The sequence below is a fragment of the Parashewanella sp. 2304DJ23-3 genome (assembly GCF_056591695.1).
In genome coordinates, this window is the sequence record NZ_JBWQOH010000006.1 from 1 (window position 1) to 21812 (window position 21812).

At 38.5% G+C, this 21812-nt stretch carries 16 protein-coding genes; 4 read left to right on the plus strand and 12 right to left on the minus strand.

All coding sequences use genetic code 11. From position 1 onward, the window contains the following. Positions 1 to 2: 2 nt before the first annotated feature. The 6 genes from AC1EU2_RS12310 to AC1EU2_RS12335 all read right to left on the minus strand — a co-directional run bounded on the left by AC1EU2_RS12310 (position 3) and on the right by AC1EU2_RS12335 (position 4027). A complete protein-coding gene (locus tag AC1EU2_RS12310) occupies positions 3 to 914 on the minus strand; it encodes a restriction endonuclease (protein WP_480298574.1) in 912 nt (303 codons plus the stop codon). Between the two features lie 514 nt (positions 915 to 1428). After that, a complete protein-coding gene (locus tag AC1EU2_RS12315) occupies positions 1429 to 1839 on the minus strand; it encodes a hypothetical protein (protein WP_480298575.1) in 411 nt (136 codons plus the stop codon). Between the two features lie 116 nt (positions 1840 to 1955). Then, positions 1956 to 2354, minus strand: a complete 399-nt coding sequence (locus AC1EU2_RS12320; RefSeq protein ID WP_480298576.1) for a hypothetical protein — start codon at positions 2352 to 2354, stop codon at positions 1956 to 1958. Positions 2355 to 2465: 111 nt separating this feature from the next. Then, on the minus strand, positions 2466 to 2921 hold the full coding sequence (locus tag AC1EU2_RS12325; RefSeq protein ID WP_480298577.1) for a hypothetical protein: 456 nt from the start codon (positions 2919 to 2921) through the stop codon (positions 2466 to 2468). A 113-nt stretch (positions 2922 to 3034) separates the two neighbouring features. Further along, on the minus strand, positions 3035 to 3496 hold the full coding sequence (locus AC1EU2_RS12330; RefSeq protein WP_480298578.1) for a hypothetical protein: 462 nt from the start codon (positions 3494 to 3496) through the stop codon (positions 3035 to 3037). A 123-nt stretch (positions 3497 to 3619) separates the two neighbouring features. Then, complete coding sequence (locus AC1EU2_RS12335) at positions 3620 to 4027, minus strand: hypothetical protein (protein WP_480298579.1); 408 nt, start codon at positions 4025 to 4027, stop codon at positions 3620 to 3622. A 246-nt stretch (positions 4028 to 4273) separates the two neighbouring features. Here AC1EU2_RS12335 and AC1EU2_RS12340 point away from each other — a divergent pair, with 246 nt between their 5' ends. Both AC1EU2_RS12340 and AC1EU2_RS12345 read left to right on the plus strand, forming a co-directional pair. Beyond that, positions 4274 to 5242 carry an integron integrase gene (locus AC1EU2_RS12340; protein ID WP_480298580.1) on the plus strand — a complete coding sequence of 323 codons (969 nt, stop codon included), beginning with the start codon at positions 4274 to 4276 and terminating at the stop codon, positions 5240 to 5242. Between the two features lie 89 nt (positions 5243 to 5331). Next, positions 5332 to 6351 (plus strand): LacI family DNA-binding transcriptional regulator, encoded by a 1020-nt coding sequence (locus AC1EU2_RS12345; protein WP_480298581.1) that lies wholly within the window; start codon positions 5332 to 5334, stop codon positions 6349 to 6351. 36 nt (positions 6352 to 6387) lie between these two features. Here the strand turns inward: AC1EU2_RS12345 and AC1EU2_RS12350 are convergent, their stop codons facing one another. Together AC1EU2_RS12350 and AC1EU2_RS12355 are read right to left on the minus strand one after the other, a co-directional pair. Beyond that, positions 6388 to 8025 (minus strand): alpha-amylase family glycosyl hydrolase, encoded by a 1638-nt coding sequence (locus AC1EU2_RS12350; protein ID WP_480298582.1) that lies wholly within the window; start codon positions 8023 to 8025, stop codon positions 6388 to 6390. 136 nt (positions 8026 to 8161) lie between these two features. Beyond that, on the minus strand, positions 8162 to 9655 hold the full coding sequence (locus AC1EU2_RS12355) for an MFS transporter (RefSeq protein ID WP_480298583.1): 1494 nt from the start codon (positions 9653 to 9655) through the stop codon (positions 8162 to 8164). A gap of 212 nt (positions 9656 to 9867) precedes the next feature. On the opposite strand from AC1EU2_RS12355, the gene AC1EU2_RS12360 reads away from it, so the two are divergent. Next, positions 9868 to 10749: a hypothetical protein gene (locus AC1EU2_RS12360; protein ID WP_480298584.1), complete on the plus strand. Its 882-nt coding sequence runs from the start codon at positions 9868 to 9870 to the stop codon at positions 10747 to 10749. On the opposite strand, the gene AC1EU2_RS12365 is transcribed toward AC1EU2_RS12360, so the two are convergent. From AC1EU2_RS12365 to AC1EU2_RS12380, 4 genes are all read right to left on the minus strand, one after another. Then, positions 10702 to 13089, minus strand: coding sequence for a glycoside hydrolase family 31 protein (locus AC1EU2_RS12365; RefSeq protein ID WP_480298585.1), 2388 nt, complete (start codon positions 13087 to 13089; stop codon positions 10702 to 10704). The two genes, AC1EU2_RS12360 and AC1EU2_RS12365, sit on opposite strands and share 48 nt — an antisense overlap. A gap of 71 nt (positions 13090 to 13160) precedes the next feature. Then, positions 13161 to 15056 carry an alpha-amylase family protein gene (locus AC1EU2_RS12370; RefSeq protein WP_480298586.1) on the minus strand — a complete coding sequence of 632 codons (1896 nt, stop codon included), beginning with the start codon at positions 15054 to 15056 and terminating at the stop codon, positions 13161 to 13163. A gap of 33 nt (positions 15057 to 15089) precedes the next feature. Further along, positions 15090 to 16574, minus strand: coding sequence for a tryptophan halogenase family protein (locus AC1EU2_RS12375; protein ID WP_480298587.1), 1485 nt, complete (start codon positions 16572 to 16574; stop codon positions 15090 to 15092). 127 nt (positions 16575 to 16701) lie between these two features. Continuing rightward, positions 16702 to 19443 carry a TonB-dependent receptor gene (locus tag AC1EU2_RS12380; protein ID WP_480298588.1) on the minus strand — a complete coding sequence of 914 codons (2742 nt, stop codon included), beginning with the start codon at positions 19441 to 19443 and terminating at the stop codon, positions 16702 to 16704. 701 nt (positions 19444 to 20144) lie between these two features. Between AC1EU2_RS12380 and AC1EU2_RS12385 the strand changes: the two genes are divergently transcribed. After that, positions 20145 to 21758, plus strand: a complete 1614-nt coding sequence (locus tag AC1EU2_RS12385; RefSeq protein WP_480298589.1) for an alpha-glucosidase — start codon at positions 20145 to 20147, stop codon at positions 21756 to 21758. The last annotated feature ends 54 nt before the right edge of the window (positions 21759 to 21812 follow it).

A 21812-nucleotide genomic window follows, 5' to 3' on the forward strand; every position in this document is an offset into this window, starting at 1 on the left:
GGCTAACCTATTTTCGATATAGCAACAGATTGTATTTGATAATCACTAAACTCTGGTTGAGTTATGCACTCTATATTTATTTCACCAACCGATGGAATATCTTCTTTTTTTATTTTTTTTAGAGTGTTTTTATAGTCAATAATAAAATCTGCTTTAAAAACAATGCGCATACCATTCTCTATAACATCACGCAAAGCAGTAACATCTTTTTGATCATTAAGATAACCAAAATAATATGTCTTTTTTATTTCATAGTTGATTAAAAAATTATCAACTGTTTTTTTATTTCCATTTGCATCGCGAATATAAAAAGGTGGAGTTATTTCGGTTGGGCAATAACCTTTTTCAGATTTTTCATATTGCGCCAATGTATCTGGAGAAAGCTTTTGTAAATCGCTTTCTAACGCTTTAACCACATTAATATCGTTGACATTAAATATAGCATCTCGATGAATTCGATCACCTTTATTGAAGAACGCTTGGAATGTTGGATTCGCATTAACTGAAGAAATCTCGGTAACTAAAACAGGGATCTCAATATCAATTTTCCATTTTTCACTTAATGCTTCATGTGCGGTATATAATGAAATACCCAATCGTTTTGCTTTATTTATAGCCGTTGAAGAAAAACCATTAGACGATACTAATACTCCTTTGTTCGCATTAACATCTTGCATTACTGAATGAAGCGAGTCTACAACTCCTACGCTAACTTTATCCTTGTAGTCCTTACATTCGATAATAGTTTTAATTTTCATTCCTGCTATTTCGGAAGTAATTAAAACATCAATTTGCCTTGGACCATCTTTACCTTCGAGCTTTATATCATGCTGAACCTTTTCATAGTCTGGCTGCTTTACTAGTTGAGCAAATATTTTTTCCGTAAGTTTTTCAAATTTAGTACCAGACTTCATTATTACTCCATTATGTGAAGGTAGCCTAACGCCCGCATAACGGGCAAATGCTGGTTGGCTATAATCCGAAGCGCAGCGTAGGAGCCAACCAGTATTTGTCCAGTTGATGCGCTTGTTAGGCGAACTGCAATACTTGTTAACAGCACCACCGCCTGACTTTTAATTTTTTGAACAAAACAAACTGCTTGAATTTGTTTTTGCCACGCTACCGCAAGGCTTAACTTTGAGCCTTACTTTAATAGCCGACAAGCTAATGGCGCAAGATGAAAGTTAGATCTTACGCTGATAGTTGACGCCAATTAGCGCAACCACTGATTTAAAGGCGAAAACACGTTGCCTGAATTTAAACCTGCAACCGATAATTTTGCCGTAATCACTAAAACCAATAAATAATTGATTTCGTGGCAAACGCATAACGCCTGCATAACAGGCGCAAATTGTTTGGCTATAATTTGCTACGAAGGAGCAAAGCCAAACAGTTTTGCGTCCTTGTTGATGCACTTGTTAGCTAACCTTACTCAAATGTATCAGGAGAGTAAATGGCCATTTCAATACCTAAATTTAATTTGCCTGCCAAATTAATTAATTGTTTCGGTAGATGGTCATTTTGATTAACTATCTTTTCATTTAATCTTGAATATATTGGAAAATCTAAGTAGCCATCAGCATCAGGAATAGCAATAATTAGTGTATTTAATTCCTCAAAATGTAAAGTTAAAAATTGTATTGCATCATTAACTTGTGTTGGGAAGTCATCCCAATCTGCATCTGATACATCAAATGAAACAACAAAAGAGTTACTTTTCCTTTTGCTATTTTTACTTCTACATTCACCTTTATCAAAAACGCTGTAAACAGGAACTGATGTAGTTTCGCAGAGCTTCTTAAACGAGAAGTTTTCACTGTGAATTTTTAAAAAACACATACACCTGCCTTGGTTAGCTAACGCCCGCTTAACGGGCAAATACTGTTTGGCTATAATCCGAAGCGCAGCGTAGGAGCCAACCAGTATTTGTCCTTGTTGAAGCGCTTGTTAGTACTCTACTCGCCATCGCTAATATCGTAACATGAAAAACAAAATTCTAAATTAAGAGCTGCAATGGCAGCTATCTCGGATTTAGTGAGAGTTAAGTTGCATTGGTCTTTATAGAAGTAACCAATATAAATATGTGGTTCATCTGCCCCAAGTTTGCGGAGAACATCAATTTTGCCACTTAAAGCCTCAGTTAACCATAAAATACGGTTATTCATATTTATCTCTTCCGGTACTTTAAGAGTACCTGAACCATATGGTACAGGTTTACCTTTATATTTTCCTCGAACTCCAATATCACCAAATTCAATTTTATTGGAAAAAATAAGGCCTGTGGCATTCTCACCTTTCGTCGGAGAAAATTTATCACCAGAAAAATTAATACTTACGGATATATCGTCAATCATAATTAAAGTACTAACGCCGCATTAACAGGCGCAAAACGTTGGCTTATACTTTGCGACGCAGGAGCAAAAGCCAACGATTTTGCGTCCTGTTGAATGCCTTGTTATATGGCTTTAAAACCACTTATTTTTCATTTCTTTGATTTGAGTTAAACGCAATTGCTCATATGCTTTAACCTTAGCGTTAAATTGATCCTGATTATAGAAAGGAAACTGTAAGTAATAATGTTTTCCAAATTTACTTGAAACATGAACTTGTTTACCTTTGTAAATAGGAGTTTCTTCACACCAAACCCCCGTGCTGTCTCGTATTGTATGTTTAAACAAAGACAGTTTAGCTTTATTAAGATCGATAACGAATGATGAAAAAGTGCCAATTAGAACAATAATGTTTTGCTCAGAATCTTCGTCAACTAATTCAGAGATATCGGGTGATTCCATACTACTTGAAAATACATGAATTTTTTTCAAACAGGAAATAACTGTTGAACCAGAAAAAACGGTCACACCAAAAGCCCATGCTCCCATTCTAAATTCACCTAATTCATGTAACTCTATTCGATAATCCATACCTTCCGAGCCATATAACGCCCGCTTAACGGGCAAATACTGGTTGGCTATAATCCGGAGCGCAGCGTAGGAGCCAACCAGTATTTGTCCTGTTGAAGCGCTTGTTATGCATTTTACCAAAGTTCTTTGATGAGAGAGATTTTGCCGTCTGTAAAACCAAATAAAGCTAAAAGTGGTTCAGAGCCTTTCCAACTACCATCACTTTGAATAATACCCCTTGAATACTCAACAGCTAAATAATTTTTACCTGAGATAGTTTTTAAAATACGTTTCTGGTTTTTATCGGTATTTTGATACCTACCTAGCTCTAAATTTCGAAGAAACGCTTTTCGCCAAGTATTTTTGTCGAAGTTTGCCTCATATTCAACGTGAACATATTTTACATTTTTATGCGTTAAATCCAGAAGAGCGTCAATATCAGTTGGAGTCGAACCTTTCCTTGCGACTTTATCTAAAGCTGTAAAGTACAGTTTAACCTGTTCTAGTTGGCACTCCGATTTACAATCAGTCGCAAACGATTTATTTGCAATAACAAATAAGAGAAGTACCCAAGAAATTTTTACAATAATATTCATTACAACTCCATTGCTTGATGAATGCATAACGCCCAGTTAACGGGCAAATAGTGTTTGGCTATAATTTGCGACGCAGGAGCAAAGCCAAACAGTATTTGTCCTGTTGAACTGCTTGTTAGCAGTTTACTCGATTTTATAAATTTCTATGCTTCCGACTTTTTTACCCTCGGCACTCCCGCCATGATGGTGATAAGGACGGCGAAAGAAAAATTCAACTTCGGTATTTTTCGTAATATAGGCACATTCAATTTTTGCACGTTTAAAAGTTGAAATTGCTGCCTTTATTGCCGATTCCGATGATGAAAAAATTTGGTCGTCTTTTTGTAAATTACCACTTTGCCTTAAAATACGAAGGAGGTATTTACCACCTTGTTGCAATGAGCAAATATCATGAAGTTGCTCAAAATATACAACACTATCATCATTTGGATCGTCAAGTTGCCTTTGCCGAGAAGAAATTGTTGCCCAAGTAATAATTGCCATAATAACAGCAGCTATTAATCCAAGAATTGTATTAGTTTGTTGAACCATGATGATACCGACATACTGCTAACAGCTTATTAGAAGGAAAAAGTCTCGCTTTTACACATCAGACTTCGACCTTTCTCTTTAGAAATTTATCGTAAAATCTACACGTTAATCTTTTAGATTTCAATGTCTAATAATTTTTACTCAAAAGTATCACTTACGTTAAAACAAGAAAAAACCCTTCTTTGCGGTGGAAAGCGGGAATATTTGAACTACTGTTTATTTATCCATGGGAAAAAATTAAAAATTATGAGTAATTCGCCATTTCTGAACAGCATCAAGGAATACATGATTAGCCGTCACTTTGCTAAACGTACCATTGAAACTTATCAACATTGGATTAAAGGTTACATCTTATTTAATGGGAAGAAGCATCCTAACGAGTTGGATGATAAACACGTTGAGAATTATCTATCATTTTTAGCTAATCAGAAAAATGTTGCCCCTTCTACACAACGAATAGCACTGAATGCGATAGGTTTCCTTTATAAAGAAATTCTTAAATCACCAATATCACTGGATTTACAATTTAATAAGTCTGCCCGTCAAACAAAATTACCCGTTGTGTTGACACAAAAAGAAGTCACTCAATTACTGAAGCAAGTGGATACAAATAAACAGCTCGTAATTAAGCTCTTATATGGCAGTGGGCTCAGGCTCATGGAATCATTACGGTTACGTATTCAAGATATTGATTTCGATTACTGCTCAATCATGGTCTGGAATGGTAAAGGCGGTAAACACCGACGAGTCACTTTAGCTAAAGAGTTAATCGAGCCTTTGAAGTTACAAATTGAACTGTGTCGCTCGTTGTTCCAGCATGATATTGAACTGGAAGACTATAGTGGTGTTTATTTACCGTATGCTCTAGCTCAAAAGTATCCTCATGCACCTAAAATGTTCAATTGGCATTTCCTATTTCCCTCTTCTAGGTTAAGTAATGATCCTCATGCTCAAAATGATGTCAGACGTCACCATATCGATGAGACGTCAGTTAGAAAAGCAGTAGCGATGGCAGCAAAAAAGGCTGGGATACAAAAACGAGTGAACTGCCATACATTAAGGCACTCTTTTGCAACCCATTTATTACAACGAGGTACTGACATAAGAACGGTTCAAGAACAGTTGGGTCACACAGATTTAAGAACGACGCAAATTTATACACACGTCATACAAGCAGGAGCAAATGGCGTTAGAAGTCCTTTAAGCGATCTTTAAAATATTTATCGGTTTGTCAAAGTATGGTGTGATCCAAGTATCAATTTGATATATTAGCGTAGCGTTATCGTTACCGTGGAAAAATAATTATGAAAGGGAAAGCAACGTCGTTTGACATTGCCCATCTCGCAGGGGTTTCTCAATCCACTGTTTCTAGAGCTTTACGTAACAGTTCTCTTGTAAAAAAAGAAACTATTGAAGAAGTTAAGCGAATAGCTAAAGAGCTCAATTATAAAGTCGATAAACACGCCAGTAGTTTACGTACTCAAACAAGCAAAACTCTGGCACTTTTAATTTTTGCAGATCCAACATCAGATAATTCATTAATTAATCCTTTTTTCTTATCAATGCTGGGGTCAATTACTCAAGCAACGGCTAAAAAAGAATACGATCTATTGCTTTCTTTTCAGCACCACTCAGATGATTGGCACGCAGATTATGAAGATAGTCAAAAGGCCGATGGCATCATTTTACTTGGCTATGGTGATGCGGTTGACTTCGAACCCAAGTTAAAGCAATTAGATGAACAAGGCACTCATTACGTTCGTTGGGGCCCCCAGTCAGATAATCATCCTTCAATTTGCTGCGATAATAAAGATGGTGGTTTACAAGCTACGAGCCATTTACTGGCGTTTGGCCATAAAAAAATTGCCTTTATTGGCGATGCATCTGTTCACTGCCCAGAGTTCTTTGACCGCTATCAAGGTTACGCTGAAGCCTTAATAAAGTCAGGGCAACCTATTGAGCCGAAGCTACAGTTAGACGCAATTTCTACTGAACAATCAGGTTATGAAGCAACATTGAAATTAATTGAAAGCCGTCAGAGCTTTTCTGCGATTTTTGCTGCCAGTGATCTTATTGCTATTGGTGCCATTAAGGCATTAAAAGAAAAAGGTAAACACATTCCAACTGATATCAGTGTTGTTGGTTTTGACGACATTCAAATTGCGCAGTTTATGAATCCACCTTTGACAACAATTAAACAAGATACCGTCAAAGCTGGTGAGGTGTTGGTTGATATTTTAATTGATAAAATTCAGGGTAATGATCAGAAACAAATCTTTTTGAGCCCAGAGTTAATTACTCGAACATCAAGTAAACCAGTCTAGAACATAAAAAAGCCCCAAATATGGGGCTTTCCTCAATTAAAGACGACCAAGCCGATGCGCCATTGAGTTTCTTAGCGCTTTAAGTAAGTCAGGCGATGTTATTTCTTGATTGAGTAAAAACACCTTAACACTATGTGGGTTCAAACGAATCGATTTACCTGAGCTCAACTCTTTTTGAGTACCTTCGAGCGCTTCAGTCCACTTACCGACTGGTAAGTTATTTGGCAACTTGAACTTTTGTGAACTCTCGCCTTTATTCAATAAAACTAATGCCGTTTGGTTTACACCTTGGTATTGATAGATACGATAAAATACGGCTTTATCATCGCTCAGCTCTACAGGAATTTGTAGACCTTTTTGCAATGCAATGTTTTCTTTTCGTACTTTCGCAATTTTTGCTAAGTGTTCAGCAATTTTATTGTTCTTGGATTTAGCGATATTCTCGACACCGTAATAGTTTCGGTTGCCAAAATGTTCGCCCTTCCCTCGTTCAAATCCAATTTCACTACCGTAATAAACAACAGGGATACCGCGTGCAGTAAATAGCCAATTGTGAGCATCAATAAAGCCATTATCAGTCGCATTCATACGAGCCATGTCGTGGTTATCGTAAAATGTAGTTAACATATAAGGGTTCGCATAAGGACCATCAACTAAATGCAGTGCTTCACTTAAATGTTCAAAACCTTTGCCACCCGCAAACACTTCATCCAATGCTTTTTTTAATGGAAAATCTAATACGCTCATACCGCCAAACTTAGAGTATGTGTATTGCGCAATATCGTTGGCGTCGTACGAGTATGCTTCACCAAACATAAATAGATTTGGATAATGTGCACGAATTTTTTGAGTAAACTTACCCCAAACTTCTGCTGGTACATGTTTTACGGTATCAATACGAAATGCTGACGCACCGTCACCTAACCATTGAAGGTAAGCGTCAACAAAGTAATTTAAGGCTTCATCGTTTTCGACATTGATGTCAGCAAGCTGCGCTAAGTCAGGTTTGGGATAAAACCAACTGTGCATAGGCTCAGTTTCAGGCTTTAAATTTTCAGGTGATAAGTTCATATGATCGGCCACCAATTTGCCACTTTTGTCATACAACTTGCCAAACTCAGGCTGTATGTCAGGCATGGTATAAGCCGGTGAACCATGGTTTATCACAACATCTAAAATCGTCTTAATGTCGTGTTTTGCGAATTCTTCATTCAATTGCTTGTAGTTGAGGTTTTTCGACGGTAAGTGTTTATCAAGTTGATAAAAATTTACCCCCCAATACCCATGATAACCAGACTTTTCTCTATCCATAGCAAATCCGGTCGGCTTGATCTCATAACCACCGGTGAATGCTTCGGCTGGGTTTTGAATGATTGGCGTCATCCAAACTGAAGTAAACCCAAGATTTTTGATGTATTCAGCATGATCGAGAAGACCTCTAAAGTCCCCTCCTAAATAGCCTACATTAGCTTGCTCGCCTGTTGGCCAATTAAGCGCCTTATCAAAACCTGTGTCCTGCTCAAAGTTATTACTTTTATCGCCATCGACAAAACGGTCAGTAATTACGAAATAAACATTTTCTTTCGCAAATGGATGCAAGGTTCCGTAAAAATCTTCTGCTTGTGCCGACGTAAAGCAAACTGAAACTGCCAACGCTAGTGCTATTTTTTTCATTATTGTTATTGCCCTATGGCTTGAATTCTATTGATACTAATAAAATGAAGGACTCTGAATGCCCGAAAACTTAGGCATTCAGTACCTGACCATAAATTTCTTAAGATTTTATCGTCAGGTACTTAATAGATAAAACCTATTCACTCACGTCTGTTGAAACTCGTAAGGCAAACAAGCCAGAAATAACTAAGCTTATTGCACCAATGAGCAATGCATAAATCGGCTGACTGTCGAAGCCGAGTCTTAATAATAGGCCTAAAACACTTGCTGCTAATAGCTGAGGGATCACAATGAAGAAATTAAATATCCCCATATAAATGCCCATCTTGTTTGCTGGTAATGAACCAGCAAGCATTGCATATGGTAATGATAAAATCGAAGCCCAAGCAAAACCGACACCTATCATTGAGATGATCAGGTAATTAGGATTTTTGATAACTAAGAAGAGGGCTAATCCAATCGCACCAAGCAGTAAATTGATAAAATGCGTTTTGCGTAACCCAATCGCTTTAACCATATAAGGAATAAGAATTGCGGCTAATGCAGCAAAACCGTTATACGCTGCAAAAAGCACTCCAACCCAGTTTGCACCATCGTTATAAGCCACAGACGATGGGTCTGAGCTACCAAAGTGAACTGATGTAACGGTCGCTGTGGTATAAATCCACATGGCAAACAATGCAAACCATGAGAAGAACTGAACAACAGCCAGTTGCTTCATCGTACTTGGCATCGTAAACAAGTCTTCAAAAATGGTGTCAAAACCAGTGATTTTAGAATCACCTTTACGACGCATTGATACAAGTAATTGCAATAAACCAAAAAATGCGATGCTGATCGTTAAGACATATAGCTGTTTATCCCACTGGTTATCAAACACCAGGAATGTTGACAACAAGCCAGTTGCAAGCCAACCAAGGCCATTTCTTAAAAAGCTCTGCGCAGATACAGTAAGCTTTTGATCATCATCAGTTACATTTGAGTCACTAAATGATGCTAACTCTTCTGGTGAATATTCTTTTGTGGAAAACACCGTCCAGCAAATTGCACCCAGTAATACCACTGCGCCAGCATAGAAGGAGTATTTAACCGTGTCAGGGATTACACCTTCTACGGCGTGATTATCAACACCAAAATGGGCTAAAACCCACGGTAACATTGAGGCAACGACAGCACCAATACCGATAAAGAAACTCTGCATCGAATAGCCTTTCGCCTGCTGATTTTTTGGCATGTTATCAGCGACAAATGCTCTAAATGGCTCCATTGACACGTTAATAGAAGCGTCGAGAATCCAAAGTAAGCCAGCTGCCATCCATAAGTAACTTGCGTTAGGCATTAATACTAGAGCTAAACTGGTGAAAATAGCACCATAGAGGAAGTAAGGTCTTCGTCTGCCTAAGCCTGCCCACGTTTTATCACTAAAGTGACCAATGATCGGCTGTACTAATAACCCTGTTACAGGGCCTGCAATCCATAAAATTGGGATCGCGTCCATTTCCGCACCAAGGGTTTGGAAAATACGGCTCATATTGGCATTTTGTAGAGCAAAACCAAACTGGAGGCCTAAGAAGCCAAAACACATATTCCAGATTTGCCAAAAGGTTAACTGCGGCTTATCGTTCGCCATTCGAGTTTCCTTATTTTATTTTTTATATCCGATAATAAGTAACTGGCCATAAGTGTTCTGACAAAACATTTCACCAGCTACTTAGCGGTTTTTTAGTTACCTAATATTATCGGGGTTAAGTGACTTTAAACACTTATTACATACGTATTCAGTCAAAATACAGTAGTGAACTGTTAGCTTCAGTATAAATGTATATTTTATAGGCATATATTATGCATTCTGAACTAACTATGCAGCGCGTTGAGGAAAGCGTAGCTCAGCAGCTCTGGTCTAGAGAGTCACCTAACTCTATCACTGTGGAAGACAATACATTCTCTTTAGATTCAAAATCTACAAAGAGGGGTAGAGTTGAATGGGTAATTTCAGAAACATCTCGTGAGGACAAAACCGTCGCATATTATTTTAGCAAGTTTATAAACTTTGTACCCAGAATTTTTGAACCAATAGATTACCTGATTCATGGTTCTACAGATTTGCGCATATCTGCCAACGTATTAGCTACAGCTTTAAATAAAGAAGGGATAAGTCCACTCCAATCAGCAAAAGTTAATTGTGCAAGTGCATATGATGAAGCTAATGAGTTTATTGAACTTACTAACGATGTTCAACCTTCCGAGGATATTTCGACAGGCGAACATAAGTCAAATCTTCAAGAATTTCTTAGCACTGAGAAAGGAGTTGAAGCGCTAAAAATTGTATCTAAAACTTTTAAAGTACAGAAACCTACAGAGTTTATGAAAGAATTAGATACAAGTCATGAAGAAGCAATATATTCTAGACCTACAGCTTCTAGAGCAACAATTAACAACAAAACATTTGTATGCCCTTTTAGTTTAGAAAGGCTGTCACCCGAAACCGCTATACAAATAAAAGTGACAGACTCTCAAACAAAGCAACAACAGTGGCTAACAGTATCAAGGCAAGGATTAAGAAAGTTCTATTTGCTCGAACAATCAAAATCCCAACGCCTTAAAGAATCATTAGACGCTCACCCTTTAACTCCTTCAGATGTTAGGTCCGTCATGAAACGTGGAATAACTAGCAGCCTATTTTGTCTTAACAATGGTGAAAGTTTGTCCTTCCCCAAGTTTTGATGAAAAAGAAAGTAACTTATCTTTAAATTCAAATGGTATCGGTTTGTTATTGATTAATACTTTTTGCGGAGTACTTTTTAATCCGCGAACAATCAAATCCAGCTTTCTATTTTTAATAAAGTTTCTTTTTTCGGCTTTAACTTTAATGGCAAGCAAAGATTCATCATTTAAACTGCCAAAACTAAAAAAGTCATATTTTTCAGCTTTGATGCTGTTTGGGTTAATACCATCATCATCATACATTTGACCGCTTGCATGTTTAATCGAATCATCATGATAGTAATGCAGCGTTAGGTTTTTCGTTGAATAATCTTTTGTAGATTGCACAGCTTCAACCATAGGGATAAAACTGCCCGCTTTTACAAGTACAGGTAAAGTTTCTAAATCCGTAGGTTGAGTGATGGTTTTACCACCTTGATAGCGAGTGCCTTTAAAGAAGTCAAACCAAACACCATTAGGTAGTTCTACGCTCACCTCTGTGATTTCAGGGTTTACCACTGGAGTGACCAAAAACGCATCACCCCACATATAGCTTTTGGCATTATCAAACGCCTTACTTGAGTTTTGAGCAAACATCAACGGGCGCATTAACGGCATCCCTGTTGTACTGTTTTCAAAAGCTAGCGTGTAGTTATATGGCAGCAACTGATATCTCAATTTAATGTACTTGCGCACTATGTCTTTGGTTTTCTCATCATGAAAAACCGGCTCAGGAGCGATATTGTCTTGTGCGTGTGGACGATAAACTGGTTGGAAAACACCATATTGTAACCAGCGAGTATAAAGTTCAGGATCGAATTTTTCACCACCAGCAAAACCACCTAAGTCTGAGTGCGTGTACCCTAAACCTAATAATCCCATTTGCAAGCTAAGCTCAACCTGAGGCTTTAGCCCGCCCCAACTTCTACTAACATCGCCTGTCCAGGGGATCATGCCGTAGCGTTGTGAACCAACAAAACCAGAGCGCATCATGATCATATGTCGCTGCTCAGGTTGAGCTTGCTTTAACTTTTCTGAAAGGTTTTTCGCCCACTGATGACCGTACGCATTATGAACTTCATTGGCCGCTGCCGTTTCTGACACGTTAATGCCATCTAAGGTATGGATGGTGTCATGAGGATGCACCTCAGGCTCACCTAAATCGCCCCACCAACCTGCAACGCCTTGCTCTAAAAGTGGTTGATATTTATCCCAGAACCACTCCTGCCCTTTCTTCGAAAACACATCGACTAAACCAGTGTTACCGAAATAGAAATCCCACGTTTTTACATCGCCAGCAAAGTTCTTAGCAAGTGCCTCAGCGGATACAGCTTCATCCCATCGTTTTGACGTTGAAAGAATAAAAGGCTCAGTGATCAAAATGGTATTCACGCCTTTTTCTTTGAAATCAGCGATCATTTTTTCTGGCTCAGGGAAGCTATCGTTATCCCAGGCTAGGTTACCCATCGTGCCTTTGATCTCTTTGCCAAACCAAAATAAATCTAAAACAACAGCATCAAGAGGAATATCCTGATCAATAAACGCATTTACTGTTTCTTCAGTTTGTTGCTGAGTTTTATAGCCAAAACGAGAAGCAAAGTTACCAAACGCCCAACGAGGAGGCATTGGCTGACGACCCGTAACCTCTGTTAAGTTTTCAATGAGCTCTGGATAGTTTTCACCAGCAGCAACAATGTAGGCACTTCGACCACCTTCAGCTTCAAACTTTAAAACATCTTTTTCAGTTTTACCGAAATCAAGCCAGCCGTTTGCTGAGTTGTCAAAAATGAGCGCATATTTATTGTTAGACATTACCGCTGGTAAGCCGTAGTACATTTGTTCAGCATGCGTAGTGTAGCCGTAGGAAGCTTTGTTGTATAAAGGCACCCGTTGACCACGACGATCCATACCCAATACTCGCTGTCCACCACCAGCTAACTTTTCATTTTCCTCTAACTTAAATCGAAAACCACGAATGTTATCGTGATTAATCAAGCCCGATTCTTCTGAAAGAATTTGTTTGTCGTTATGAAAATAACTCAGTTTGAAAGGCTGCTTTTGAATGTTAACGGTCAAGTCATTCAGTTTGTAGCGATAACCTTTTGATGTTTTAGATAGCTTACCTTTTGAGTACTCAACGTCTTCAGCAATCGAAAATGAAGGCAATTGCTTCATTCCTTGTACTTGATAATGAACGCTGACCGCTCCTTCGCCGATGGCATCGACAATGACTTTGTATTCATCTGTTTTTAGAACAAGGTGCTTGCCTTTGAATTCAGCTGATTCAAGATCAGCGGCCAGTGATGATGTTGAGAAGGCACCTAAAGCTATGGATATTGAGAGCGTTAATTTTTTTATCATAATTTTATAATTCTTGTATTGCTTACGAGAATGAAAGTAAACCTTTACCCTCACCCTCTTATTCTGAAAGATTAAATGTTCACTTCTAAAATACGAGACATTAATGGACTCATAGGTAGTGACGAGGTTCCAACACCTGCGTTGATCACTAAGCTATATTCACCACCATTTAATCGATCAATTAACACATATTCGCCATCTTCCAGCCCTAATTTACTCACTACTGAAGCAGGTAGCTGATAATTTACTTCTGCGGCTTCTGATTGTGAGAAATTAGACATAACAATCAGCTTTTGTTTGTCGTCAAAACGAACATAGCTGTATAAGTCGCCGTTATAGCCTTGTGATTGTTGGTTGGCTTTATGCGTAGAAACAAACTCACCCATTAGTGCACTTGAACCACGAGTGAAATTAAGTAGTTTTCGATAATAGCTTTGTAACGCTTTTTGATCGGCAGACAATAGAGCACCATCAAATTTACCGCCATTCATCCATTGTTGGTGAGCCGGTACGCCCCAATAATCAAAAATTGACGTACGGCTTGCTTTACCAAAGCCAGCATCTTTCTCACCTTTTTCACCAACTGTTTGGCCAAAGTAGATCATGGTTGGCCCTTTACCCATAGTCGCTGAAACCACCATCGCAGGCAGTGCGTTTTCAGCTTTCCCGGCAAATTCAGGGCTAGCGATACGTTGCTCATCATGGTTTTCTAGGAAGTGCAGTAAGTTTTCATCGATGTCTGCATACATGTTTGCCACTTCATCTAGTACATCTGTATTGCGTTTATCTTGAATAATTTCTTTTAGACGATCATACAAATCAACTTTATCGTAAAGATAATCCATCTTACCTAAATGGATGAAGTCACGATAAATTTTTGGTTGATAGATTTCAGCCAATAAGAATGCATCAGGGTTCTGCATTTTAATGTGGCTGTTCATGTAACTCCAAAACTCTACCGGCACCATCTCTGCCATATCATAACGGAAACCATCAACACCTTTTGCAGTCCAATACAATGCAATATCTTTGAACTTAACCCAAGAACTTGGTACTTCTTTACCTTGCCAGAATTCAAAGTGCGCTTTTACATCTTTATTGGCATATTCTGCTGGTAATGTCGGGAAATCGTAAGTGCCATCAGGGCGAACACCATAATTCACTTTGACGGTTTCATACCAATCGTGAAAATGTGGTTGCGATTTACGCGACCCGTTACCAGTCCATTTAGCTGGTTTTTCAGTAAATTCACCGTCAATCATTGGGTGCTTTTCACCACCAAGAACTTGATAACCATCTAACCATTCAGGGAGCTTAAAATCTTTGCCTTTAACATAATAAAAGTTATTGTGCTTAGCGTAACTCAATTCTGGGTTATCAGACTCACCAAAATCTTCAACACCTTCTGGTTTAGACAACGACTTATAATTACGAGCAATGTGGTTTGGAACAATATCAATGACGGCTTTTAAGCCGTTACTGTGAGTACGTGCCACGAGTGCTTCGAATTCTTGAAGACGATTAGCAGGATCAACCGCCAAATCAGGGTTCACATTATAGTAATCTTTTACTGCATAAGGTGAGCCAGCACGCCCTTTAATTACTTCAGGGTCATCATTACTAATGCCATAAGCGGTATAATCACGTACTAAATCATGGTGTAGTACGCCTGTGTACCACACATAATTCGCACCTAAGTCTTTAATAGCTTTTAAAGCGGTATCATCGATGTCGTTAAATTTACCTACACCGTTTTCCTCAATGGTGCCCCACTCTTTATTGGTGGTTTTTGTATTACCGAACAGTCGAGTAAACATCTGGTAAACAACCACTTTTCCTTGTTTTTTCTCTTGAGATTCAACTTGTGCTTGTGGTTCTTCATTATTTTTTGAACAAGCCGTTAACCCCAATCCACTGGCAATACATAAAGAAAGTGCAGATAAAATAAATGTTTTAGTTTTTTTCATTGTTGAATCCTTTACTCTTTTCTGTGAACACATTTAGCCTTTGGAACAATAGTGCTGTAAAAATTCATCATGTGTTGGAAGCGCATTCGAACACTTATGGTAGATGCTGGATAAGTCATTCAAGAAATCAGTCAATTGCTGTTTTGATAACGCATCAGCGATGGGGTGATATTTTTGGGGAACAATGCCTTGACCAATCATGACTTGTTGCCATGCCGTATGAGCAAACAAATCCTCTGGGTTACGACTTACTTCTGCGGTTTCCTTAAATAATTCAATTTTATCTTTTAGATTTTTAGGGATATCCATATGCCTACAATGCTTCCAGAATGACGCTGACTTATTGTTTAAGCAGTAGTGTAAAATAATAAAGTCACGAATATGTTTGAATTCGTATTCAGACTGTTTATTAAATTCTTTTCTTGCAAATTCAAATGCATCTGTTTGTGGAAATAGCTTTATCAGTCTCATTATCGCAGACTGAATTAGATGAATACTGGTTGACTCAAGTGGCTCAAGAAAGCCACTCGACAAACCAATAGAAATGCAGTTTTTATTCCACTGTTTAAGACGTCTACCAACCTTAAATTTAATCAGTTTAGGCTCAGCAATTGGTTTACTCGGTAAACTTTCAAGGAGCAGTGACTTAGCATCTTCATCAGCAAGATAACGGCTACTGTAAACTAAACCATTGCCTATTCGATGTTGCAGAGGAATTTGCCATTGCCAACCTGAATCATGGGCAATTGACTTTGTATAAGGTAGCGTAGAATCCAGTTTCTCAGAAGGGACGGCCAATGCCCTATCGCAAGGCAAAAAGTGCGACCAATCCTCATATCCTGTTCCTAATATTTTTTCAATTAAAAAAGCATGCTGACCAGAACAATCAATAAATATATCAGCTTCGATTTCGCTTCCATCTGATAACTGAATACTCTTGATGTTACCAGAGTCGTTTTCAAGCGTTGCTGCTTTAACCAAGCCCTCTACTCGTGTCACACCTGTACGTATTGCAACATTGCTCAGATAGTTAGCATATAAACCTGCATCAAAATGATAAGCGTGCACAAGCCCAGGAAGATTTGTATTGGGGATTTGATTAACCAGATTATATTTACCTGCTTGAGCCGCTTGATAATTAAAAGAGTAATTCCAAAAAGTTTCCGGTTTTTGCTGACTTTTCAGCCAATAATGATGAAATTGAGTAAAACCAAGATCTTTACCTAACGCACCAAAAGCATGCATATAACTGTCGCCTTGCTGGTTCCAGTTTTCAAATTGAATACCCAGCTTAATACTTGCTTGCGTTTCACGCATAAACTCGTGTTCCTCAATACCTAAGGTTTGATTAAACACGGTCAATGGAGGAATTGAGGCTTCTCCAACTCCAATGGTTCCAATATCTTTTGATTCAACTAATGTGATTTCAATATTTGGCATAAGTTTTGAGAGCATTGCAGCACTCATCCAGCCTGCACTGCCACCACCTAGAATCACAACTGAGGTAATTTTTTTCATTTAATTTTGACTCAGGTTATTTACCAATTGAAATAACAACTCTGAAATTCTTATTACAATTGATAATCCACTAAAACAGAAAAACCCCAGACTCACATAAGCAAACCTGGGGTTTCATCATTTTTGATTACAACTTGTAGCTGAATCCTAATAGATAGTTACGGCCATAGATTTGGTAATCTTTAACTTGGCGTTTATCACCGTTTTCATAAGTCGTAAACGGTTCATCTGTTAGGTTAGTAACTTGGAAAAGAACTGAAAGTCCTTCAAGTGACTTGATGTTTGACTGGCTAAAGTCATAACCAATTTGTGCGTCTACTACCGTTTCCTCATCAACAAAGCGTTGTGTTCTTACTAATGAAAGACCACTTACTTCACCTAAGAACTCACTACGATAACGTGCACTAATACGAGCTTGGAAACCATAATCTTCGTAATAGAATGTTACGTTACCAACACGCTTAGACAGACCTGGTAAATCTGTTGGTTCACTGCCCTTCTTCTCTACAACACGTGAATCGTTGTATGAGTAACTCGCATTTAAACCAAATGCATGTAGAGAGTCATGAATCAGAGAACCCGTTAAGTTCGTAGATAACTCTATGCCCTTGATGTAACCACCTTCACCATTTTGCCACTGTGACAAGAAACCTTGGTCAATAGCTGGAGCAGTATCACCAGTATAAGGTGTACCACTAAAGTCAGTTAGCGTGCCTTCTTTGTAGATATAGTTTTCTAGATCTTTGTAGTAAAACGCAGCTGCAAAATAACCCTCATCAAGATAGTACTCATAGCTCACGTCATATTGCCATGCTAACCATGGTTTCAATTTAACGTTACCAGAGTTACCGCCCCAAGGTGAATTGTTCACATCAGTTGAATCAACTTTGCTTTGGTCGAATGTCACACTTGAACTTGCATTCATTTGATCCATTCTTGGCCGAGCTAATGTACGCGCTGTTGCAAAGCGTAATAAGTTGTCTTCTGCCACTTCCCAGTTTAAGTTCAAGCTAGGCAATACTTCAGTAAAGCTATACTCATCATAAGTTGGACGTAATGCTGTCTTGCCATCGATGATTTGTGCTTCTAAGCCGTTAGAACTTTGAGTAGTACGAACAACTTGAACACCAACGTTACCTGTTAGAGAGCGATCTAACACTTCTGTCTCAATGTTAGCCTTTACGTAACCTGTTGATACTTTCTCGCGAACATCCCACGTGTTTTCTGCTCGGCCTGTTTCTGTTGCGCCTTGAGATGCTTCGTTATAGATACCTGAGCGATATAAACCCATAGCGTCGTAACTTAGAATGTTACCCATTCCGATGAAGCCTAACGAAGTTGGACTGTGTAGGAATTCTTGAGGAACAGCAGTTGTACCAGGGTAATCTTTAAGCGTTAGATATACACCTTCATCTTCTTTTGATTTTTCACGATCTGAGTAGTTAACACCAAACTCAATTGAACTGATTGCTCCATCGTCAAATACGCGTTCAGCAGTCAAGCGAAGCGACTTCAGTTCGTCTTCAATTTCTAATGTATTTAAAAATCCATCTTGTGCATCACTTGGTGTTGCAACACCATTACCCCAGTTAAAAGGGCCACCTAATTTAACTAAATTAGGATTAGAGTAATCAATCGTTGGATGGAAAGTAGCACCAGTAGTGCCGTTCATAGTAACGCGAAGATCTTCACAACCACCAGGAGTACAACCATTGCCACGGCTTGTACCAGCGTATGTTTCTAGACCGAAATCTGTACGCTCTGCTTTTGAATATGAAAGATCTGCAAGCACAGTCCAATTATCATTAATGACATATTCGTTCTTCCAACCAAGCGATACAGTATCAGCATCACGTTCGTTGACATCATTTCGCACTAAAATTTTAGCATTCTTGAATGTTACGTCAGTCGCTAAACCGTCGACACGTTCGTTAACGACGGTACCTTCGTTAGCTGAGCCATTACCCCACTGGCCCGGGATTTCAGTACCACGAAGTGTTTGTGTGTCATTAAATTTTGAGTAGAACACATCTAAACTAGAAGTGAATTGCTCATTTGGTTGGTATTCAAAAACACCCATGAAACCATCACGCTCTAGTAAGCTAGAACGAACATATGGTTTTGCACCACCAAGGACTAATGTGTCATCATCGAAATTAGGGTAACCCCACGCATTCCAGCGCTCTTCTTGGTTCGGAGAGCTCAGTCTCGCATAGCCTAATGCAATACCAAACGTATCATCAGCAAACTGATCGATATAAGAAATGCTCGCTCTGTACCCAGAGTCTTTGCTGTCTGAATTTAGTTTACCAAGACTGTTGTTCTCGCCACGAGCATTAATAGCTACTGTGCGTTCACCATGTGCAAGAGGACTAATTGTTTGAAGATCAATTGTGCCACCAATAGCTTGAGCTAATACGCTCGCATCAGGTGTTTTATAAACAACTACACTATTTAGAAGCTCTGAAGGATATTGATCAAATTCGATACCGCGGTTATCACTAATAGTAACTTGCTCACGACCATTTAGTGTTGCTGCAGTAAATTCTGGTGATAAACCACGAATAGACACTACGTTTGCACGACCATCTAAACGTTGAGTAGCAAGACCTGGAAGACGTGCTAATGACTCTGCAATACTTACGTCAGGTAGTTTACCAATTTCTTCTGCAGAAATAGCTTCAACAACAGAGCTAGAATCTTTCTTTGTAGCCTGAGAGGTTAATAGGCTTGAACGGATACCTGAAATCTGAATTACTTCAACGTTATCTGCTGCGGCTTTTGTTTCTTCGTCTGCAGCGAACGCCGGTGAAGTTAAACCTGCTGTTGCGAGAGCAAGCGTCAGCATGCTTGGCTTAAACGGTGACATAATATCTCCATGTCAATAGTTATTATTATTTATGGCTAAAATGAGCGGGAGTTATTATGAAAACGACTTATTTCCGTTCCGCTTCGACTTAATTTCAGCCGTTCCTGACCTAACAGTTAAACTGCAACTTATAGGCACAAATTCATCACGGAGCGATGTTAATCAAATGCATATATGTCAAACAAACTTTTACATACGTATTCAGATTTTGAATTATAAAGACTTTGGTCACAAAAATTTAATAAATATTTGATATTGCTTTTGAACTTCATATAACGAAACCTGACTAAGTCATTGAAACAAAAGGCTTTGAAATCGACTTTTATTGTTTTTGTTTTATTCTTAACCCAATGAATTTACAGGGTGTTCCTGCAGATTAAATAATAAGCATCACAGGGTATTTTTTTAGGTTTAGAGAAAAACGGTCATAATTATCGACAAGATCTATTTTAAATTACATTTTTAACAAAAATTACAAATAACACTTATTAAGACTGAATAAAAGGCTCTAATTAGTCCTTAAATCGCAAATAACCAACCACATTGTGTAATTATATTTCATATACGTAAGTTAAACTCTGAATTCGTATGCACAATGACGAATTGACTGTGTTTGTTTACTATTTGCATAATTTTAAAATGTAATACTAGAAACTAACTTTTTGAATGTTATTTTCTGGCCAAAGAGACGAGCATTAAAGATGAATCAATCTGAAATTAAGTGGTGGCAAGGTGCCATGATTTACCAAGTCTACCCACGCAGTTTTTCTGATAGTAATGGTGATGGCATTGGTGATCTAAAAGGTATCACCAATAAATTAGATTACATTGCCAGTCTTGGTGTAGATGCAATTTGGATTTCACCTTTTTTCAAATCACCAATGAAAGACTTTGGATACGATATTGCTGACTATCGAGATATCGATCCCCTCTTTGGTAATATGGCTGATTTTGATGAATTGCTTGAGCAAGCCCATCAACGCAATTTAAAAATCATGATTGATCAAGTGCTAAGTCATACATCTAATGAGCACGCTTGGTTTACTGAGAGCCGTGCATCAAAAGTTAATGACAAATCAGATTGGTACGTTTGGGCTGATGCAAACCAAGATGGCACTCCACCTAACAATTGGATGTCGATTTTTGGTGGTGTTGCTTGGCAGTGGGAACCTCGTCGTCAACAGTATTACTTACATAATTTCTTGTCTTCTCAGCCTGATCTCAACTTTCATAACCCAGATGTACAACAAGGGGTATTGGACAACGTTGAGTTTTGGCTTAAGAAAGGTGTCGATGGCTTACGCCTTGATGCCATTAACTTTTGCTTCCATGATGCTGAATTAAAAGATAATCCTGCCAAGCCGATTGATAAGCGTCAAGGTCGTGGTTTTTCAGAAGATAACCCTTACGCATTCCAATATCACTATTACAACAACACACAGCCTGAAAACTTAGCCTTTTTAGAACGCTTACGTGCCTTGATGGACAAATACCCAAATACTGCAGCATTGGGTGAGATATCTTCTGAAGACTCATTAGCTACTATGGCTGAATACACCGAAGAAGGTCGTATTCATATGGGTTACAGTTTTGAACTACTGACAAATGATTACAGTGCTAAGTACATTCGTGAAACGGTACAAACACTCGAAGAAAAAGTAACTTCGGGTTGGCCTTCTTGGTCAGTGAGCAATCATGATGTTCAAAGAGTTGCAACCCGTTGGGGTACAAACGACAACAATGCTGAACAATGTAAGATGATAACTGCACTGGTTGCCAGTCTTCGGGGTAGCATTTGTTTTTATCAAGGTGAAGAGCTTGGTCTACCAGAAGCTGATATTGCCTTTGAAGATTTACAAGATCCTTACGGCATTACTTTCTGGCCAACGTTTAAAGGTCGTGATGGTTGTAGAACTCCCATGCCTTGGCATCAAGCTCAACAAAATGCTGGATTTAGCCTCAACAAGCCTTGGCTACCTGTGGTTGAAGCACATAAAGCTTTAGCTGTTGATGTTCAAGATAATGATAAAAACTCAGTATTGAATAACTTCAGAAGTTTTATGGCTTGGAGAAAACAGCATAAAGCATTAGTCGCCGGTAATATCGAGTTTATTGAGATCGAAGAACCACTACTTATGTTTAAGCGTACTTTTGATGGTGAAACAGTAGTTTGCGGTTTTAATTTATCAAATGAAGCGGTAAGTACGACTCTTCCAATAAGCTTAGAGAGTATTGAGAGTCCTGTGAAGTCTCAAGCTGAAGTTTCTGGAAGTGAAGTTAACTTCCCGCCTTATTCTGTCTTTTTCGCTAAATAAACTGTCTTATCGACGAGGTTAAATACTCTCCCTGAGGATCTGCAGGCTATCTCA